A 15,747-nucleotide genomic window follows, 5' to 3' on the forward strand; every position below is an offset into this window, starting at 1 on the left:
CGCATCATCGGATGAGGACTCCCATGCCCGCATCCAAATCCACGGGAGTCGGCCCATCAAGGTCGGCTCCCTTTGTCTTTATCGCACGTCAGCGGTGGGCGTTGATCCACAGGATGGCGAGCTGGGTGCGGTTGGTCAGGCCGAGCTTGTCGAGCGCGCTGCTGACCCGGTTGCGCACCGTGCCTTCGCTGAAACACAGTCTCTTCGCGATATCGCGGTTGTCGAATCCCTCGGCCACGAGCGCCGCGACCTCGCGCTCGCGCTCGTTGAGCGTCGACTCCAGCGCCGCCACATCGGCCGACGGCGTGCCGTGGTCCGGCGTCGATCCGGCGGTCGATGCCCTGCGCCGTTTTGATGGGGAGGCCGAATCGTCTGCAAGGGCATCCGCGCCGTCATCACCGCCGCCGGTGAGCTTGTCGAGCACGTCGGAACCCAGCACCACTTGGCCGGCCATGACCGCCTGCAGCGCCGGCCCCACGGCCGTGACGTCCTGTTTGATGAGATAGCCCTTCGCGCCCAACGCCATCGCCTGCGCGATGTACGCGCGGTCCGCGAATGTGGTAAGGAACAGAATGCGCGCCGCCGGGTCTCGCTCCAATATTTCCCTCGCCGCGTCGAGCCCGTCGAGCCCCGGCATCTGGATGTCGATGAGCAGGATGTCCGGATGCATGCCCGGTGTGGCGAAATACCGTCCGGCCGCATCGTCTCCGTCATTCGCCGTCCACAGCACGTCGGCCGCTTCCGTGGCGGTCAGAATCGTCTCCAACGACTGGCAGACGATCGGATCGTCGTCCACGATCGCGATACGCATCATGCACCCGCCTTTCCATGAGTCCCACGACCTCCACGGGACTCATGACTTTCGTGAATCCCGTGAGTCCCCGTGTCCGGAGCCTTCCGTGTATCGCCGTCCATGTCCCACCGGGCCTTCGGGATCGAAACGAACACGCGCCAACCCCCATCGTAGGGGCCGCAGTACGCGGTGCCGCCCAACGCGCGTACCCGCGATTCGATGTCGGAGATCCCCATGCCGTGTGGGGGAGCGCCGGCGGGATCCACATCGTCGCCTGATGGGACCGCCGGGCCGGGATCGGACACGACCAGCTGCCAGAACGCGGGGAAATCACGCAACGTCACCCGCGCATCACGCGCCATGCTGTGATGCGCCACGTTCGCCAACGATTCGCGGATCACCGTCGCAAGGCACCGCGAGACCGGTGCGGGAGCCGCGTCGACGTCGTTCTCCAGACGCACCTCCAAACCCCGTCCCGTGCCGGCGGATGCGGCGAACGATCGGGCCGCATCCTCGATCTGCGCGGCGACATCGGTGCCGTCGTCCTCCAGATCGTGCACGGACCGGCGCACCATCGTCATCGCATCGTCCAACGTCGTCCCCAATGCGTCGAACCCTCGCGCGGCGACGGCGTCGCCGGTGGCTTCGGCCACCGCACGCCCCGCCTGCGCCTGCATGATCGCGCGCGTCAGCAGATGGCCGACGTTGTCATGGATGTCGCGGGCGATGCGCGTGCGCTCGCCGAGCGTCGCCATGCGCACCGACTGCGCACGTTCCTCGTCCAGATCGGCGATTCTGATCCGGGACGAACGCGACGATTCCCGCAATCGGTCCTCGGTACGGCGCAACGCCTTGCTCAGCACCGGGACGTCGCGCAAATCCGAGCCCATCAGAAACCCCACGCACGTCGCCATGATCAGCAGCGCCGCCGGGGCGACGACACCGCCGAAACGTGCCTCGGCCGCCGCCGGAATCAGCGGCAGCACCCACAGCCAACGCACGATGGCCGGCATCAGCGTGACGAGACGATTCGGATGGTTCGTATGATTCGCGGCCATCGGAAGCCGTGCCATGTCGAAGGCGACGAGCGGCAGGAACAGGCGGCAGTCGCCGATGACCACGGCGACCAGGCAGAACACCGTCGCCGGCAGGAACGCCATGCGTCTGCCGGACAACCATTCGGACAGGCCGGAAACGATCACGGCCATAAGCATCGCCGTGACCAGCACCGCGTCCACGGCCTCGCGCATGACCGGCGCGAACGTGAGGCATAGCGCGAGCAACAGCCCCTTCCCGATCACCGCCCGCATGAGATCCTCCGTCGTCCGTACCGAACCGTCACCACCCAGCCTACCCGCTTCGCCGCGGGACGCATCCCGGACCGCTCCGTGTCCGTCCGCCCGCTCCCGTAACACGTACCCGCGATTAGTCACCTCCGCATTCCGCTCCCTTCCGGACATATGGTGACGAATGTCACCCGCCCCATGCGGATCGGTGACGTTTGCAGGTGGCGGGGCGCATACGCGGGTGGGACGATGAAGACAACCACCCACGGAAGGGAACGGACATGACGTACGACCACACGACCACCGCGACTTCGACGCCGACCGCCGTGACACCGACGACGGCCGAGACACGGACCGCCGACACGTCGACGGCCGCGACGCCGGCCATCAGCGTGGCGAAACTCGTCAAACGCTACGGCGACATGGTGGCGCTCGACCATTTCGACCTCGACATCCGGCAGGGCGAGATCTTCGGCCTGCTCGGCCCCAACGGCTCCGGCAAGACCACGGCCATCAACTGCATCCTCGCGCTGCTCTCCTACGATGCGGGCGCGATCCGCGTGTTCGGCGAGCCGATGACCCCGACCAGCTACGCGCTCAAACGGCACATCGGCCTCGTTCCGCAGAACGTCGCCGTGTTCAACGAGCTGACCGTCGAAGAGAACATCGACTACTTCTGCTCGTTATACGTGGCAAGGAAAGCCGATCGTGCGCCACTCGTCGAAGAGGCGATTGACTTCACCGGACTCGGCGAATTCCGCCGGTTCCGTCCCGGCAAACTCTCCGGCGGTCTGCTGCGGCGTCTCAACATCGCGTGCGGCGTCGCGCACAAGCCCGACCTCATCTTCTTCGATGAGCCTACCGTGGCCGTTGACCCGCAAAGCCGCAACGCGATCCTCGAAGGCATCGAACGGCTCAACGCGGCCGGCGCGACCATCGTCTACACGAGCCACTACATGGAGGAGGTCGAACAGATCTGCGACCGCATCCTCATCATGGACCACGGGCGGCATCTGGCGCTCGGCACCGCCGACGAACTCAAATCCATGATCGACACGGGCGAACGCATCACCGTCGAAACGCTCGACCTCGGCGATGAGACGCTCGCCCACGTGCGTGCCCTCGGCTTCGTCGTCGAGGCGGACTGGAACGGGCGCGAACTCGATGTACGCTGCCGCCGCGGCGATCACAACCTCGTCGACCTGCTCGGCGTGCTGCGCTCCGCGGACGTGAACGTCGGCCATCTCACCAGCCGGCCGCCCACCTTGAACGACGTGTTCCTCGAACTCACCGGCAAGGCGCTGCGCGACTGACCGGCGCACGTCGCACGCCCCACGGAAAGGAGGCAACCATGTGGACCACATTCGTCATGACGTTGAAAACGAACCTGCGCAACAGGCAGTCGCTGTTCTGGCTCATCGTGTTCCCGATCGCGCTCGCCACCCTGTTCAACGGTCTGCTCGGCAATCTCGCGGAAGGCTATGAGCTCAAAGCCATGCCGATGGCGGTCGTCGAGGATGCGAACTGGGCGAAGTCGCCCGGCGCGAAGACATTCATCGACGGACTGTCCGGCAAGAGCGACGCCACAAGCAAGAGCGGAAGCGGCGCGACGGGGGAGAGCTCCAGTGCGAACGATTCTGGCGGCGTGAACGATTCCGGCGGCGCGACCGCGACCGTCACCAAGCTACTTGATGCCACAACGGCCGCCACGGTCGACGACGCTCGCGACAAGCTCGCCGACGGCACAGTGAAGGGCTATCTGCGCGTCGACGGCGACGGAAACATCCGACTGACCCTGTCGTCACGGGCGGCCGAGTCGATGAAGGGCACGGCGGCCACCGATTCGAACGGCGCCGTCACCGTCGCCGCGCTCTCCGGCGTGATCGACCTGTACAACCGGACCGATGCGGCGACCCGCGACCTGCTCCAACGCCACCCGGAGGCGATGCGGGCCCGCGCGTTCTGGTCGTCCATCGGCGACATCGCGGATACGACGCGCGAGACCACGCTCACGAACTCCACGCCGAACGTGACCGCACGCTACTTCTACGCGCTGCTCGGCATGGCCTGCCTCATGGCCATGGGGTATTCGATCGCCGCGGTCACCAGCGCGCAGGCGAATCTGTCTGCGTTGGGCATCCGGCGCACGGTCGCGCCGCTCGGTCGCGGCCGGCAGCTCATGGCCGGATTCCTCTCCAGCTGGCTGTGCTCCGACGTGAGCCTCACCATTGCGCTCGCCTATATCCGCTACGTGTGCGATGTACCGTTGGGAGGCCGCGAGCCGGCCGCCGTGGCCGCTGTCGCGGTCGCCTCGTTCATGGCGTGCGCGTTCGGCACGATGATCGGCGCGATTCCGGGACTCAGGAACAGCGTGAAGGTCGGCCTGACAAGCGCGATCCCGTGCACGCTGTCCCTGTTCTCCGGCCTGTACGGCGGCTTCGCGATGCAGCTGAGCGACTGGATCACCCGTCACGCGCCGCTGCTCGCGCTTGTCAACCCCGCCCAGCAGGTGACGAACCTGTTCTACGACATTCTCTACTACGACGACTACCGTCCGTTCGCCACGACCTGCGGCGTGCTTATCGCGATGAGCGCCGTGTTCCTGGCCTCTGGCGTCGTCATGCTCAAGGAGCAACGCTATGAACACCTGTAAGGCCACGCTGCGCGTGCTCGCCGCGCACAAGCTGTACATCATCATCTATCTGGTGCTGATCGGCGTGATGATGCTCGCCATCAGCGGTTCCGCGCTGCTGGGCGGCGGGAACGACACGTCCGACGCGTATGAGCCCGGCCGCGCCACCGTCGCCGTCATCGACCGGGACTCCGACCGAGGAGGCGTCGCTTCTTCGCTACGCACCTACCTCGCCGCGGACAACGACGTGATCGACCTCGACGACGACTCCCAGACGATGCAGCAGGCGGTCGCCTCGAACTGGGTGGACCTCATCATCATCGTCCCGGATGGCTATGCGAACAAGCTGCTCGACTCGGCCACGGAATCCGGGAAGGTGCCGGTCGTCGAAACCGTCACCAGCTACACGTCCGGCGTCGGGTCGATGGCGTCGATGGCCACCGGCGGATTCCTTTCGCTGACGCGCACCGAACTGATCGGTGCGAACGTGACCGGTACGGGCAACATGACCGGTACGGCGAGTATGACCGGTACGGCGAGTATGACCGGTGCGAGTGGCATGACCGGTGCGGCGGGTATGGCCGGTACCGTTGCACGCCCCGACCTCGACGACCTTACCGCCGCGACGAAACGGGTGCGTGCGTTCGCCCGCGACAAGAACGTGAACCACGAGATCACGGTCGACCACACCGACGCGGCCGTCGACGCCGATGCCGCGTCTGCGGTGGAACGTGCGGCGGCCGGCTTCGGTTCCACGATTAAGGTCGCCCTCTACCCGCTGTTCCTTGCGATGACCGTGTGCACGGCGCTCGTGTCCGGCGTATTCAACGTGGGGGAGACGCGGAGACGGCTGTTCGTCTCGCCGCAACGATCCTCGACGATGGGCATGCAGCGCATGGCCACCCTGTGCGGGTTCGCGCTCGTCGTGGTCGCCGCCTATCTGCTCGCCACCGTCGCGCTGATGCTCGCCGCCGGACTTGATCCCACATCCCTCGCACCCGCAGGCATGGCGATGACGATCCTGTCGGCCTGCGTGTACGCGCTGATGACCGTCGCCTGCGGCTTCCTGCTCGGCGAGGCGGGATTCAGCGATACGATGGCCAACGGTTTCGCCAACGTGTTCGGCCTGCTGCTGCTGTTCACCTCGGGCGTGTCCCTGCCCGTGGACATGATCCCCGACTCGATGCTCGCGGTCGGGCGGATGCTGCCCGGCTGGTGGTATTGCACGGCGATCGACGACGCGCTCGGCATCGGCACGGCGTCGTCCGGCGGCGTCGACGCGGGCGGTTGGGCGACGGGCACCGGCATCGTCGCGCTGTTCGCCGTCGCGTTCGTCGCGCTCGGACTCGCCATCGGTCGCATCCGCCGCTCCCGCCCCGCGCCGGTCTCCGCCGCGACGACGCAGCTCGCCGAAGCGTGACGGAAGAGGGCGGCGTCGTGTATGCGAGGGCGTGCGCAGCGCGGTCCAAACATCCGTTCCCCGCTCTTTACAGCGTCGAATACCCGTTCGGAAAGCCCAGAAACGGGTGTTTGGCACCGTAAATCCGGAATACGGGTGTTTCGGCCCGCGACATCAGGTTCGGCATCGGCATCGACGTCCCCGAAAGCGCCGTGGAGTAAGTGCCGCGGAGTGGTCCGCTGATTGCTCCTAGCCGACCGAGGCCCGCATTCTCCCCATGGTGTGCGGGCCTCGGTCGGCTAGGAGCAAGGTTCTTTACGCTGGTAAAATCTGAGAAGGAGGTCGGTGCCTTTCACCCTTAAAACCGCTTATAACGGACATGGTGGAGGGTTCCCGGCCTTTGAAATACGTCTTGTCACCGTCGACAACCTCGTACGAATAAAGCGGAAGTAGCCCCCCGTAAAAGGTCGGCGGGATGCTTCCGCTTATGTCTTCATAATATCACCGTCCCCGCGAGTGCGGGGCAAACTAGTCTAGCCAGTTCTCGTTGTGGGTCATGTTCGGATCATCCCCGCGAGTGCGGGGCAAACGCTATAATAATCATTTAGAGATGCGGCCTCTGGTCCTGAATAGGAACTTGGGTCGCATCTCCTTTATACGTCGAAGAAATCATCCCCGCGAGTGCGGGGCAAACGTGGGCGTACATCCTTATACGGTCCCACTGGTACGTACCGCGCCGAGTCGCTAACGAGACTCTATGCCCGGCATGGAATTGTCTAGAGTCATTGAGTTTGATATTTTTCATGCCCGTATGTAGTCGATCATAGACATTTCGGATACAATCGTGCTCACCACAGTATAGCGAGGTGAGTCATATGGGACTAAGAGAGATACGCAAGCGTCGTGGCATCACTCAGGCCATGCTAGCCGAGTTAAGTGGCATACCCAGACCGAATATCAGCGATATCGAGACGGGTAAAAAACCAGCCGAACAATTATGGTTGGTAACGGCATTGAAACTAGCGGACACGCTGGATTGCGACCCACATGAATTGCTTCACTAGCCCCTGAATTCTCTTTACTTTGGCATACCTGTTGCGGGTATGCTTGAAACCACTAGTGAAAGTGAGGTGATATGGTATGACAACGCTTGTAAAGGAACGTCGCGCCAAGCGCATAGCAAGCGTACACCTTCGTGACTGGTCCGCTGTACGTCGTGAGACGGAGAGAGTTCGCGTCGTTGGCTACGACAACGACGGGCCCATTCTGGACATACCAGATAGTTTCGTCTATCATCCAAACCGCTCCAAAGATGGCGCTCTCGTTCTGCCTAAGGAGTGGGTAGATTGAACTGGACGCCAAACGTGCCGGATAACCAAACGTGCCGGATAGACTGAGAAGTTTCGACGTGGTCAGGATCGATGTTGAGTATGAGGATAATGACGGACATAAGAAAAGGCCTGTTGTTATCGTGCTTATCGGCGATGGTCTCAGCTATGTCGGTGTGAAGCTGACCGGTAAGGATCATCATAATATCGGAGACGTTAGGCTAGCCGATCCTAGCAAGACTGGACTGCATGACAGTGTGGCGAGGTGTGCCCAGCTGGTGAGGATCATCCCCGCGAGTGCGGGGCAAACGGCGTGCGTCTCTTTTGAACGCACCCATCATGCGAATTGAACTAGGGAAGTCGACACGGTCGAGGATCATCAAATGGAAGATTATGACGGACAGAGTTTACGAGGGCAAACGTTCTATGCGCGGACAAGTGATCATGGCTATGAAACTTGCGCGGAACATTTGTCCATGGCTGGCTGTCTGTCAGGGGCCTTCGCGCGGGACTTCGGACATCTGGATGATGGTTTGCTGGCGGGGCTGTTCCATGATATTGGTAAATATTCTGATGCGTTCCAGAGAAGGATTCTTGATCCCAAGCACTCGGGACGGGTTGATCATTCCACTGCAGGAGCTCTTCTGCTGGTACAAAATGGGCGTCCCGAGGCAGCACTGGCGGTGGCTGGGCATCATGCCGGATTGGCTGATGTGGGCAGTCCCGGCGAGTTGGATGGAGCGACCTTCAATGGTCGCATGGCCAAGGCGATAGCGGCGAATGATTGCAACCCTCTTGAATTAGCTGGGGCATGGGGAACGCAGTTGCATGTCCCTCGACAGGCATTCCGGAAGAATGCAGTACATGATTCGGATTCGGTGCATGATGAGGCAGTGATAGAACGGTCTTTCTATTCAAACATGATGTTGACGCGTATGCTGTTCTCATCATTGGTGGACGGTGACCGACTCGATGCAGAGTTCTTCACATTGAACCGCGTGGAACGTGCTGAGCACGAATTGCTGGAACATGTGAAGGCCCAGTTGGGCCCTACGATGATGTCCGAGGGACAAGCACCCTCATGGGAATCATTGCTCGAAGCGGCATCCGCATCATTTGTAGAGCGTGAAGCCAATAACCATGTTGAGATTGAACGACTGACCGGCATGGTGGAACGTGCGGTTCAGCATTATCTCGACAAACCTGACAAGACCTCGTTAGACATCAAGAGATGCGAACTGTTGACTCGATGTCTTGAACATGGGCGAGACGAATCATATGGGACAGGACTGTACACGCTTACGGCGCCAACCGGAAGTGGGAAAACCATATCGTCGATTACATTCGCGGTAGAGCATGCGCGCTCTCAGGGACTCCGCCGTGTCATCTACGTGATTCCTTATACTTCAATCATCGATCAGACCGTCGAACAGTTCGAGAAAATCTTCGGATCAGATGTCGTTCTGCCACACTACGCCGAGGCGCCATATCAGCTTAAGGACGAATCCGACATGAGCGGTATCGACCTAAGGCGCTCACTTGCTGCGGAAAACTGGAATGCGCCGATTGTAGTCACTACAGCCGTACAGTTTTTCGAAAGCCTGTATTCGAATAAAACATCCCGTTGTCGTAAACTCCACAACATTGCGAATTCGGTCATAGTGTTCGACGAGGCACAGACGTTGCCGGTACCGTATCTACGTCCCTGTGTCAGGGCTATCGCGGAACTTGTAAAGCATTACGGTGTTACTGCAGTACTGTGTACTGCCACTCAACCGGAGCTTAAACCACTGTTCGATCAGATTCCCGGAGTTTCTCCAAGAATTCCAGAACTCTCGCCTTTTTCCGAAGCGGAGTATGATGTGTTCCGTCGTGTGACGATTGAACGAATCGGTGACATGGAGTTGGATGCGCTTGCTGACCGACTGAAGCAACACAAGCAGGCGCTATGCGTCGTGAACACGCGCAAGAAGGCCCAGTATCTCTATGATCGGATCGCTGAATCAGAGAATGAGGGTGTCTACTGTTTGACGACGTTGCAATGCGCAGCCGACCGTAAGCGTCTGTTTTCTGAGATTCGCAAGCGTCTTGCAGCCGATGAACCATGTCGTGTGATATCCACATCCCTGATCGAGGCCGGAGTGGATGTCGATTTTCCCGTCGCATACCGGGAGGAGGTCGGACTTGATTCTGTCATTCAGACGGCGGGACGGTGCAACCGTGAGGGCGGGAGCGCGGCGGAGGTAAGCATGGTGTACGTGTTTTCCACGGAAGGCGGCTGCGCGCCATTTCTCACGCAGAATATATCGGCGTTCCGAGATATTGCGGAGCGATATTCGAATCTGGCTTCGAATGATGCGATTCGTGAATATTTCAGGGATTTGCTAGAGATGCGTGACGGTGAAATCGGCGGCAGGGCCAGCGGAAATGATGCATTGGACAAGCGGGGGATTCTGCCGCTTCATGGCTGGGATGCGAGTACTCCCATGCCGTTTGAGCGTATCGCCCGGCAGTTCAAGCTCATCGACACTCCGACCGTGCCCGTATATATTCCCTTGGTTGATGAGGTTTCCGACGAGGGGGCGCGATTATGCGATCGTCTGGAGCGAGGCGATATCGATCGGACGCTCTTCCGGAAGTTGGGTAAATATGCAGTTGAAGTATGGCCGCGGCATCTTGAGCAACTTCGGTCGGCCGGAGCCGTCTTACCGGTCGGATATGGGAAAAATGTCGAAGAGGACTGTTTCATTCTGAGGGATATGAGCCTGTATTCGTCACGGCTGGGGCTGAAACTGGATGACGTATCTGCAGATGGCATCTTTATGTAAGTGTGTATTTCGTGTGTCCAGTCTGTACTTGGCTGGACACACGAAAATGATATGTGGATGAAAACCAACATATTTCAATCCACGCCTTCAAGAGGCGTCCGTCATCTCTAATGAGAATCGCTGCATATGCAGGAAGCCTGTCTCGTTGAGATGCTGCAAATATAATATCGCGGGCCCTTCTTCTTTATGGCTATTCTTAGGTTCATGTTTGTTTTTATCAATCAGTGTTGTATACTCAGAAACCAAGAACCAAAAAAGGTTCTAATCAACTGCTCTCTCAATGAAAGGAGGGGCAATGCCAATACGTTTGGAAGTTTGGGGAGAACGTGCTCTCTTTACCCGACCGGAGTTCAAAACCGAACGTGTCACCTATGATGTCATGACGCCATCGGCGGCACGTGGAATATTGGACGCCATCTTTTGGCATCCTGGTCTGTACTGGCGGGTTGATCGCATTCATGTGCTTAATCCCATCAGATTCGACAATATACGTCGTAACGAGGTTGACAGCGTCGTTGTCGCGAGCAAGATTCGTTCGATGGCGGAAGGCAACGGTGACGGCGGTGCGATTTACGCTTCAGAATCCATCCAGCAACGATCATCCATGGTATTGCGTGACGTCAGATATGTGATTGATGCGCATTTTGAACTATTGCGGAACAAAATGTCGCTGACCGATTCCGCGGCGAAGTTCCAAAATATCTTCGTGCGGCGTGCGTCCAAAGGACAGTGCTTCCATCATCCCTACTTCGGGACTCGCGAATTTCCCGCGAATTTCCGTTTGTGGGAAGGCGACGATGATCCCATCGGTTTTGAGCAGGGGCATCGTGAATTGGGCTACATGTTTTACGACTTCGACTACCATGATTCCGCCCATCCCAATCCGTTGTTCTTTCGGGCTGCGCTGGATAACGGTGTGCTGGATCTTGAATCAGTGGAGGTCCGATCATGATTATCGACGATTTGTGCCATGAATATGACGTTTTGGTATCCAAGAATCAGGCGCCGGTCTACGGATATGACAATATCAATGCGCCGTATGGTTTGGCCATTAATGACGATGGAACATTGATTGCGGTACATCCATTGGGGGATTTCAGTGGGAAGAAACCAAGAAATATCATTTCGGTTCCTGCCCGTGTTACCCGATCCTCGGGCATTGCATCCAATTTCCTCTGCGACACCGTTGCTTACATGCTCGGCTATGACGCTAAAGGTAAGCCGGAGCGTGCAGCGCGGTCATTCAAAGCCTGTGGGGAACTGCATCATCTCATACTGAAAGGAGTCAAGGAGCCAGCGGCAGTTGCGGTATGCAAGTTCTTCGAACGTGAAGCTCAATGGGAGACCGCGCGTCGTCTGATGGGAGACATGGTCTGGGAAACCGCTCTGTCGATGAACTTCGTCTTGCAATACTCCGATGGTTTGCATACAGAATTTGTCGGAGATGTTGTTAGCGTGAAGGAAGCCTGGGATTCCTATTACAATCGCGAAGATCAGAACGATTCGGAGACGATAACCAGTCTGGTTTCCGGGAAAAAAATCATTCCGGAAAAAACCCATCCCAAAATCAAGGGGGTTGTTGGGGCTCAGTCATCTGGAGCCTCATTGATATCATTCAATGCCCCAGCGTTTTGCTCGCGTGGCGCCGAGCAAAACGAAAACGCACCGATGAGCAAGCGAGAAGCCTATGAATACACAACAGCGCTGAATGCATTGCTCAGGGATCAGGATCGAGTCCAACGTCTCGGTGACGATACGATCGTATCGTGGGCACGTTGCGGCGAGACCGCATATCCTGACTTGTTCGGCCATTTGCAAGGCCACAAATCCAATGGATTGAATGAGTCAACGATCAAAGCGGCAATGAGCTCTCTGGCACAAGGCCATCCCTACGACTATGGAGGTATTCATCTTCGGCCTGATGAGGAGTTCCATGTGCTTGCATTGACTCCTAATGCTGCACGACTATCGGTTCGTTTTTATTTGACCAATTCGTTCGGTGAATTCGCCCGCAATATTGAACAGCATTATCGTGATACCGAGATTCTGCGGCCTGATCGCGACATGACGATTTTTCTGCCGACATGGCGTTTGCTTAATCAAACTATCAGACAGCAGAACAAGAACGTGAAAGTATCGACAGAACTAGCCGGAGCGGTTATGAAGGCGATACTGAACGGCACTGCATATCCGGTGACTCTGATCAATGCCGTGGAGCGTCGAATCAATGCTGAACGTGACATTTCCCCTGATAAGGCTGCGATTATCAAAGCATATTACCTACGCAAAACAACCAATGAGAAATTCAAGGAGGTGCTGCAAATGAATATCAACACAGAGAGCGACTACCTGCCATATGTACTTGGGCGTTTGTTCTCCGTATATGAACAAATTCAGTTAGCGGCCATACCTAGTATCAAAACAACAATCAAAGACAGGTATTTCACTGCGGCGGCAGCGACTCCAGCTCGTATATTCCCGATTCTGGGAAGGCTGGAAGTGCCTCATATGAGAAAATCTTGGGAATACGAAGGCCAGAAGAAGAATCTCGCCATGCTTCGTGATGAACTTGCCGAAAAGATAGGGGATCGTTATCCGGTCCGATTGACCCTTGAGGAGCAAGGGGCCTTTCAGCTTGGATACTACTTCGAGAACCAACGACGATTCATCAAGAAAAACAAGAACGTAGACAAGAACATAGACAATAACGGACAAGGAGCAGACCATGACTGAGCATACCCCCATCGAAAACCGTTATGATTTCACCATTCTTTTCGACGTGGAGAATGGTAACCCTAATGGGGATCCAGACTCTGGCAATATGCCGCGTGTCGATATTGAAACCGGAAACGGGTTGGTAACAGATGTCTGCATCAAACGTAAGATTCGTGACTACGTGCAGTTGGCTATGGATGGTGAATTCCCTTGGCGTATTTACATCCAAAACAGAAAGACCCTCAATCGGCTGGATGCTGAGGCGCTAGAGGCCGAAGGTATTAAGGCCCCGCTTGAGAACAAGGACCTTGCCAAGGAGATCAAGGCGCTGAAGAAGAATGATCCTAAGCTGGACCGTCGATTGCGAGACTACATGTGCGCTAATTTCTTTGATATCAGAACGTTTGGTGCCGTGATGACTACCTTTGTCAAAGGCAATCTGGCGAGTGGACAGGTGCGCGGGCCGGTCCAGTTGGGCTTTGCCCGCTCCATCGACCCCGTCGATGTGCAGGAGATTTCCATCACTCGTATCGCTGTAACGACGGAGGCCGACGCCGCAGAGAAGAACAACACGATGGGCAACAAGTTCATCATCCCGTATGGTCTGTATCGTATGAATGGTTATGTATCAGCCAAACTTGCCCAGAACATCACAGGTTTTTGCAATGAGGACCTTGATATGCTGTGGCAGGCAATTCTGAACATGTTCGAATTCGACCGTTCTGCCGCTCGCGGAAACATGGCCGTTCGCAAGTTGTACGTGTTCAAGCACAGCAGTGCACTCGGCGATGCTCCATCGTGGAAGCTGTTCGACGCCATCGATGTGCATAAACGTGATGACGTGGATGTCGCACGCCGCTTCAGCGACTATGACATCAAAGTGAACAAGGAAACAATTCCGTCCTCGATAACAGTGGACGAACTGGTCGATCACGGAGTGTAATGCCATTGATGCCGGAGCCGGGAGATTTTTGCTTTGTTTTCTCGACTCCGGCGTATGTACATTGTTTCTATAAGCAAGGGGGTGCCCATGCCAGCGGATTATCCTGAGGACGATTGGTTGGCTCTTTCAGGGATTCAGCATTTTTCGTTTTGCAGGCGACAGTGGGCGCTGATTCACATTGAGCAGCAGTGGCAGGACAATTACCTTACGACTGCAGGTTCCCTGGAACATGATCGCGCGCATGATTATGCTCAGTCAGAGACGCGCGGTGATTTACTCATCATGCGTGATCTACGGGTATTTTCTCGTCGCCTAGGTATTACCGGTGCATGCGATGTTGTTGAATTCCGTCAAGATATCAATGGTGTACCCCTACAGGGACGGACTGGTAGCTGGTTGCCGTATCCTGTGGAATACAAGCACGGCAAACCTAAACGACTGGATGCGGATCGACTCCAGTTGTGTGCTGAGGCCATGTGCTTGGAAGAGATGCTGGCATGCCCTATTTCTGAAGGCGCGTTATTCTATCAACAGATCAAGCGGAGAGAGCGGGTTTCCTTCGACTCTCAGTTGAAGGGGCAAGTCGCCGCAATGACACGTGAGATGCACGATTTGCTCAAACGCGGATATACTCCAAAAGTCAAACCGTCAAAGTCATGTCGTTCGTGTTCATTACGTGATATCTGTCTGCCAGAACTGAACAAAACGCTATCCGCTAGGAAATTCATTGAAGAAACGGTACACGCGGAAATCGGAGAAGGAGATCCTCGGGGATGAGGCAGTTGCTCAATACGCTTTACGTCACTAGTGAGGACGCTTACTTATCGTTGGAAAATGACAACGTTGTCGTGCAGCAGGGGGATTCCGTTCTCGGGAAGATTCCGCTTCGATCTTTGGAGAGCATTATGGATTTCTCCTATAAAGGTGCTTCTCCGGCATTGATGGGAAAATGCGCTGAATTTGGTTTAGGTCTTTCGTTCTTCTCCCCAAGAGGACGATACTACTGTTCCGTACTTGGTGAGAAGAATCGCAATGTTCTTCTTCGACGTGAACAGTTCCGTTTCGCCGATGATGAGAGCGAGGCGTTGCCCTTTGCGCAATCATTTATCGTCGGGAAAATATACAACTGCCGTTGGGTTCTTGAGCGAACCAAACGTGACCACACGCTGCGAGTTAACAGTGAACGTATCTCGGAGCAAAGTGAAAAACTACGGCAAGCCCTGTTGAATGCTTGTAAGTGCTCATCTGTAGATGGACTGCGTGGCGTGGAAGGACTGGCCGCTAAGGACTATTTCTTTACGTTTGATGATCTGATTCTGCGGAACAAAGACGATTTCTTCTTCCAGGAGCGGAGCCGTCGACCACCGTTGGATCGGATGAACGCATTGCTGTCGTTCATATATGCATTGTTGACTAGTGATTGTGTCGCTGCCTTGCAAGGAGTGGGGCTCGATCCCTATGTGGGGTTTCTGCATACTGATAGGCCGGGAAGGGCCTCTCTAGCATTGGATCTTGTCGAGGAATTCCGTCCGGCCATTGCCGACCGGTTCGCACTGACTTTGGTCAATACCGGGAAGATTAAACCATCCCAGTTTGAGATTCGTGAGAATGGCGGAGTCTTCCTTTCCGATGAGGGTCGTAAAACCGTGCTTGCCGCATGGCAGAAACGCAAGCAAGAGACGATTACTCATCCATTTTTTAAGGAAAAGCTACAGTGGGGGTTGGTTCCTCATGCGCAGGCGCTGTTGTTGAGCCGTGCCATTCGCGGAGATTTAGATGCATATCCACCATTTATGTGGAAGTGATGCAATCGTAGAAAATGT

At 57.0% G+C, this 15,747-nt stretch carries 12 protein-coding genes; 10 read left to right on the forward strand and 2 right to left on the reverse strand.

The window, feature by feature from the left end:
- Positions 1-88: 88 nt before the first annotated feature.
- Entirely contained in the window at positions 89-811 is a 723-nt protein-coding gene (locus CSQ87_RS05985) for a response regulator transcription factor (protein ID WP_165776774.1), read from the reverse strand.
- Positions 811-2,103 (reverse strand): sensor histidine kinase, encoded by a 1,293-nt coding sequence (locus CSQ87_RS05990; protein ID WP_100512966.1) that lies wholly within the window; start codon positions 2,101-2,103, stop codon positions 811-813. The genes CSQ87_RS05985 and CSQ87_RS05990 overlap by 1 nt, the downstream gene beginning before the upstream one ends.
- A 257-nt stretch (positions 2,104-2,360) precedes the next feature.
- Here CSQ87_RS05990 and CSQ87_RS05995 point away from each other — a divergent pair, with 257 nt between their 5' ends.
- From CSQ87_RS05995 to cas1c, 10 genes are all read left to right on the forward strand, one after another.
- A complete protein-coding gene (locus tag CSQ87_RS05995; RefSeq protein ID WP_100512967.1) occupies positions 2,361-3,392 on the forward strand; it encodes an ABC transporter ATP-binding protein in 1,032 nt (343 codons plus the stop codon).
- 38 nt (positions 3,393-3,430) lie between these two features.
- Positions 3,431-4,732, forward strand: a complete 1,302-nt coding sequence (locus CSQ87_RS06000; protein WP_100512968.1) for an ABC transporter permease — start codon at positions 3,431-3,433, stop codon at positions 4,730-4,732.
- Complete coding sequence (locus tag CSQ87_RS06005) at positions 4,719-6,131, forward strand: ABC transporter permease (RefSeq protein WP_100512969.1); 1,413 nt, start codon at positions 4,719-4,721, stop codon at positions 6,129-6,131. The genes CSQ87_RS06000 and CSQ87_RS06005 overlap by 14 nt, the downstream gene beginning before the upstream one ends.
- A gap of 854 nt (positions 6,132-6,985) precedes the next feature.
- A complete protein-coding gene (locus CSQ87_RS11305) occupies positions 6,986-7,174 on the forward strand; it encodes a helix-turn-helix transcriptional regulator (protein WP_100512970.1) in 189 nt (62 codons plus the stop codon).
- Positions 7,175-7,821: 647 nt separating this feature from the next.
- Complete coding sequence (locus CSQ87_RS06020) at positions 7,822-10,266, forward strand: CRISPR-associated helicase/endonuclease Cas3 (protein WP_100512972.1); 2,445 nt, start codon at positions 7,822-7,824, stop codon at positions 10,264-10,266.
- Between the two features lie 295 nt (positions 10,267-10,561).
- Positions 10,562-11,218 (forward strand): type I-C CRISPR-associated protein Cas5c, encoded by a 657-nt coding sequence (gene cas5c, locus CSQ87_RS06025; RefSeq protein WP_100512973.1) that lies wholly within the window; start codon positions 10,562-10,564, stop codon positions 11,216-11,218.
- Positions 11,215-12,999: a type I-C CRISPR-associated protein Cas8c/Csd1 gene (gene cas8c / locus CSQ87_RS06030; RefSeq protein ID WP_100512974.1), complete on the forward strand. Its 1,785-nt coding sequence runs from the start codon at positions 11,215-11,217 to the stop codon at positions 12,997-12,999. Before cas5c ends, cas8c begins: the two co-directional genes overlap by 4 nt.
- The gene (gene cas7c / locus CSQ87_RS06035; protein ID WP_100512975.1) at positions 12,992-13,924 is read left to right on the forward strand and encodes a type I-C CRISPR-associated protein Cas7/Csd2; all 933 of its coding nucleotides are present in this window, start codon (positions 12,992-12,994) and stop codon (positions 13,922-13,924) included. Before cas8c ends, cas7c begins: the two co-directional genes overlap by 8 nt.
- Before the next feature lie 81 nt (positions 13,925-14,005).
- Positions 14,006-14,701, forward strand: a complete 696-nt coding sequence (cas4, locus tag CSQ87_RS06040; RefSeq protein WP_423734779.1) for a CRISPR-associated protein Cas4 — start codon at positions 14,006-14,008, stop codon at positions 14,699-14,701.
- A complete protein-coding gene (gene cas1c / locus CSQ87_RS06045; RefSeq protein WP_100512977.1) occupies positions 14,698-15,729 on the forward strand; it encodes a type I-C CRISPR-associated endonuclease Cas1c in 1,032 nt (343 codons plus the stop codon). The genes cas4 and cas1c overlap by 4 nt, the downstream gene beginning before the upstream one ends.
- The last annotated feature ends 18 nt before the right edge of the window (positions 15,730-15,747 follow it).

It is taken from the genome of Bifidobacterium simiarum, from assembly GCF_002802905.1.
GTDB lineage: Bacteria > Actinomycetota > Actinomycetes > Actinomycetales > Bifidobacteriaceae > Galliscardovia > Galliscardovia simiarum.

Coding starts and splice junctions, on each gene's coding strand:
- CSQ87_RS05985 (WP_165776774.1), bottom strand. CDS start 811: ATGCGTATCGCGATCGTGGACGACGATCCGATCGTCTGCCAGTCGTTG.
- CSQ87_RS05990 (WP_100512966.1), bottom strand. CDS start 2,103: ATGCGGGCGGTGATCGGGAAGGGGCTGTTGCTCGCGCTATGCCTCACG.
- CSQ87_RS05995 (WP_100512967.1), top strand. CDS start 2,361: ATGACGTACGACCACACGACCACCGCGACTTCGACGCCGACCGCCGTG.
- CSQ87_RS06000 (WP_100512968.1), top strand. CDS start 3,431: ATGTGGACCACATTCGTCATGACGTTGAAAACGAACCTGCGCAACAGG.
- CSQ87_RS06005 (WP_100512969.1), top strand. CDS start 4,719: ATGAACACCTGTAAGGCCACGCTGCGCGTGCTCGCCGCGCACAAGCTG.
- CSQ87_RS11305 (WP_100512970.1), top strand. CDS start 6,986: ATGGGACTAAGAGAGATACGCAAGCGTCGTGGCATCACTCAGGCCATG.
- CSQ87_RS06020 (WP_100512972.1), top strand. CDS start 7,822: ATGGAAGATTATGACGGACAGAGTTTACGAGGGCAAACGTTCTATGCG.
- cas5c (WP_100512973.1), top strand. CDS start 10,562: ATGCCAATACGTTTGGAAGTTTGGGGAGAACGTGCTCTCTTTACCCGA.
- cas8c (WP_100512974.1), top strand. CDS start 11,215: ATGATTATCGACGATTTGTGCCATGAATATGACGTTTTGGTATCCAAG.
- cas7c (WP_100512975.1), top strand. CDS start 12,992: ATGACTGAGCATACCCCCATCGAAAACCGTTATGATTTCACCATTCTT.
- cas1c (WP_100512977.1), top strand. CDS start 14,698: ATGAGGCAGTTGCTCAATACGCTTTACGTCACTAGTGAGGACGCTTAC.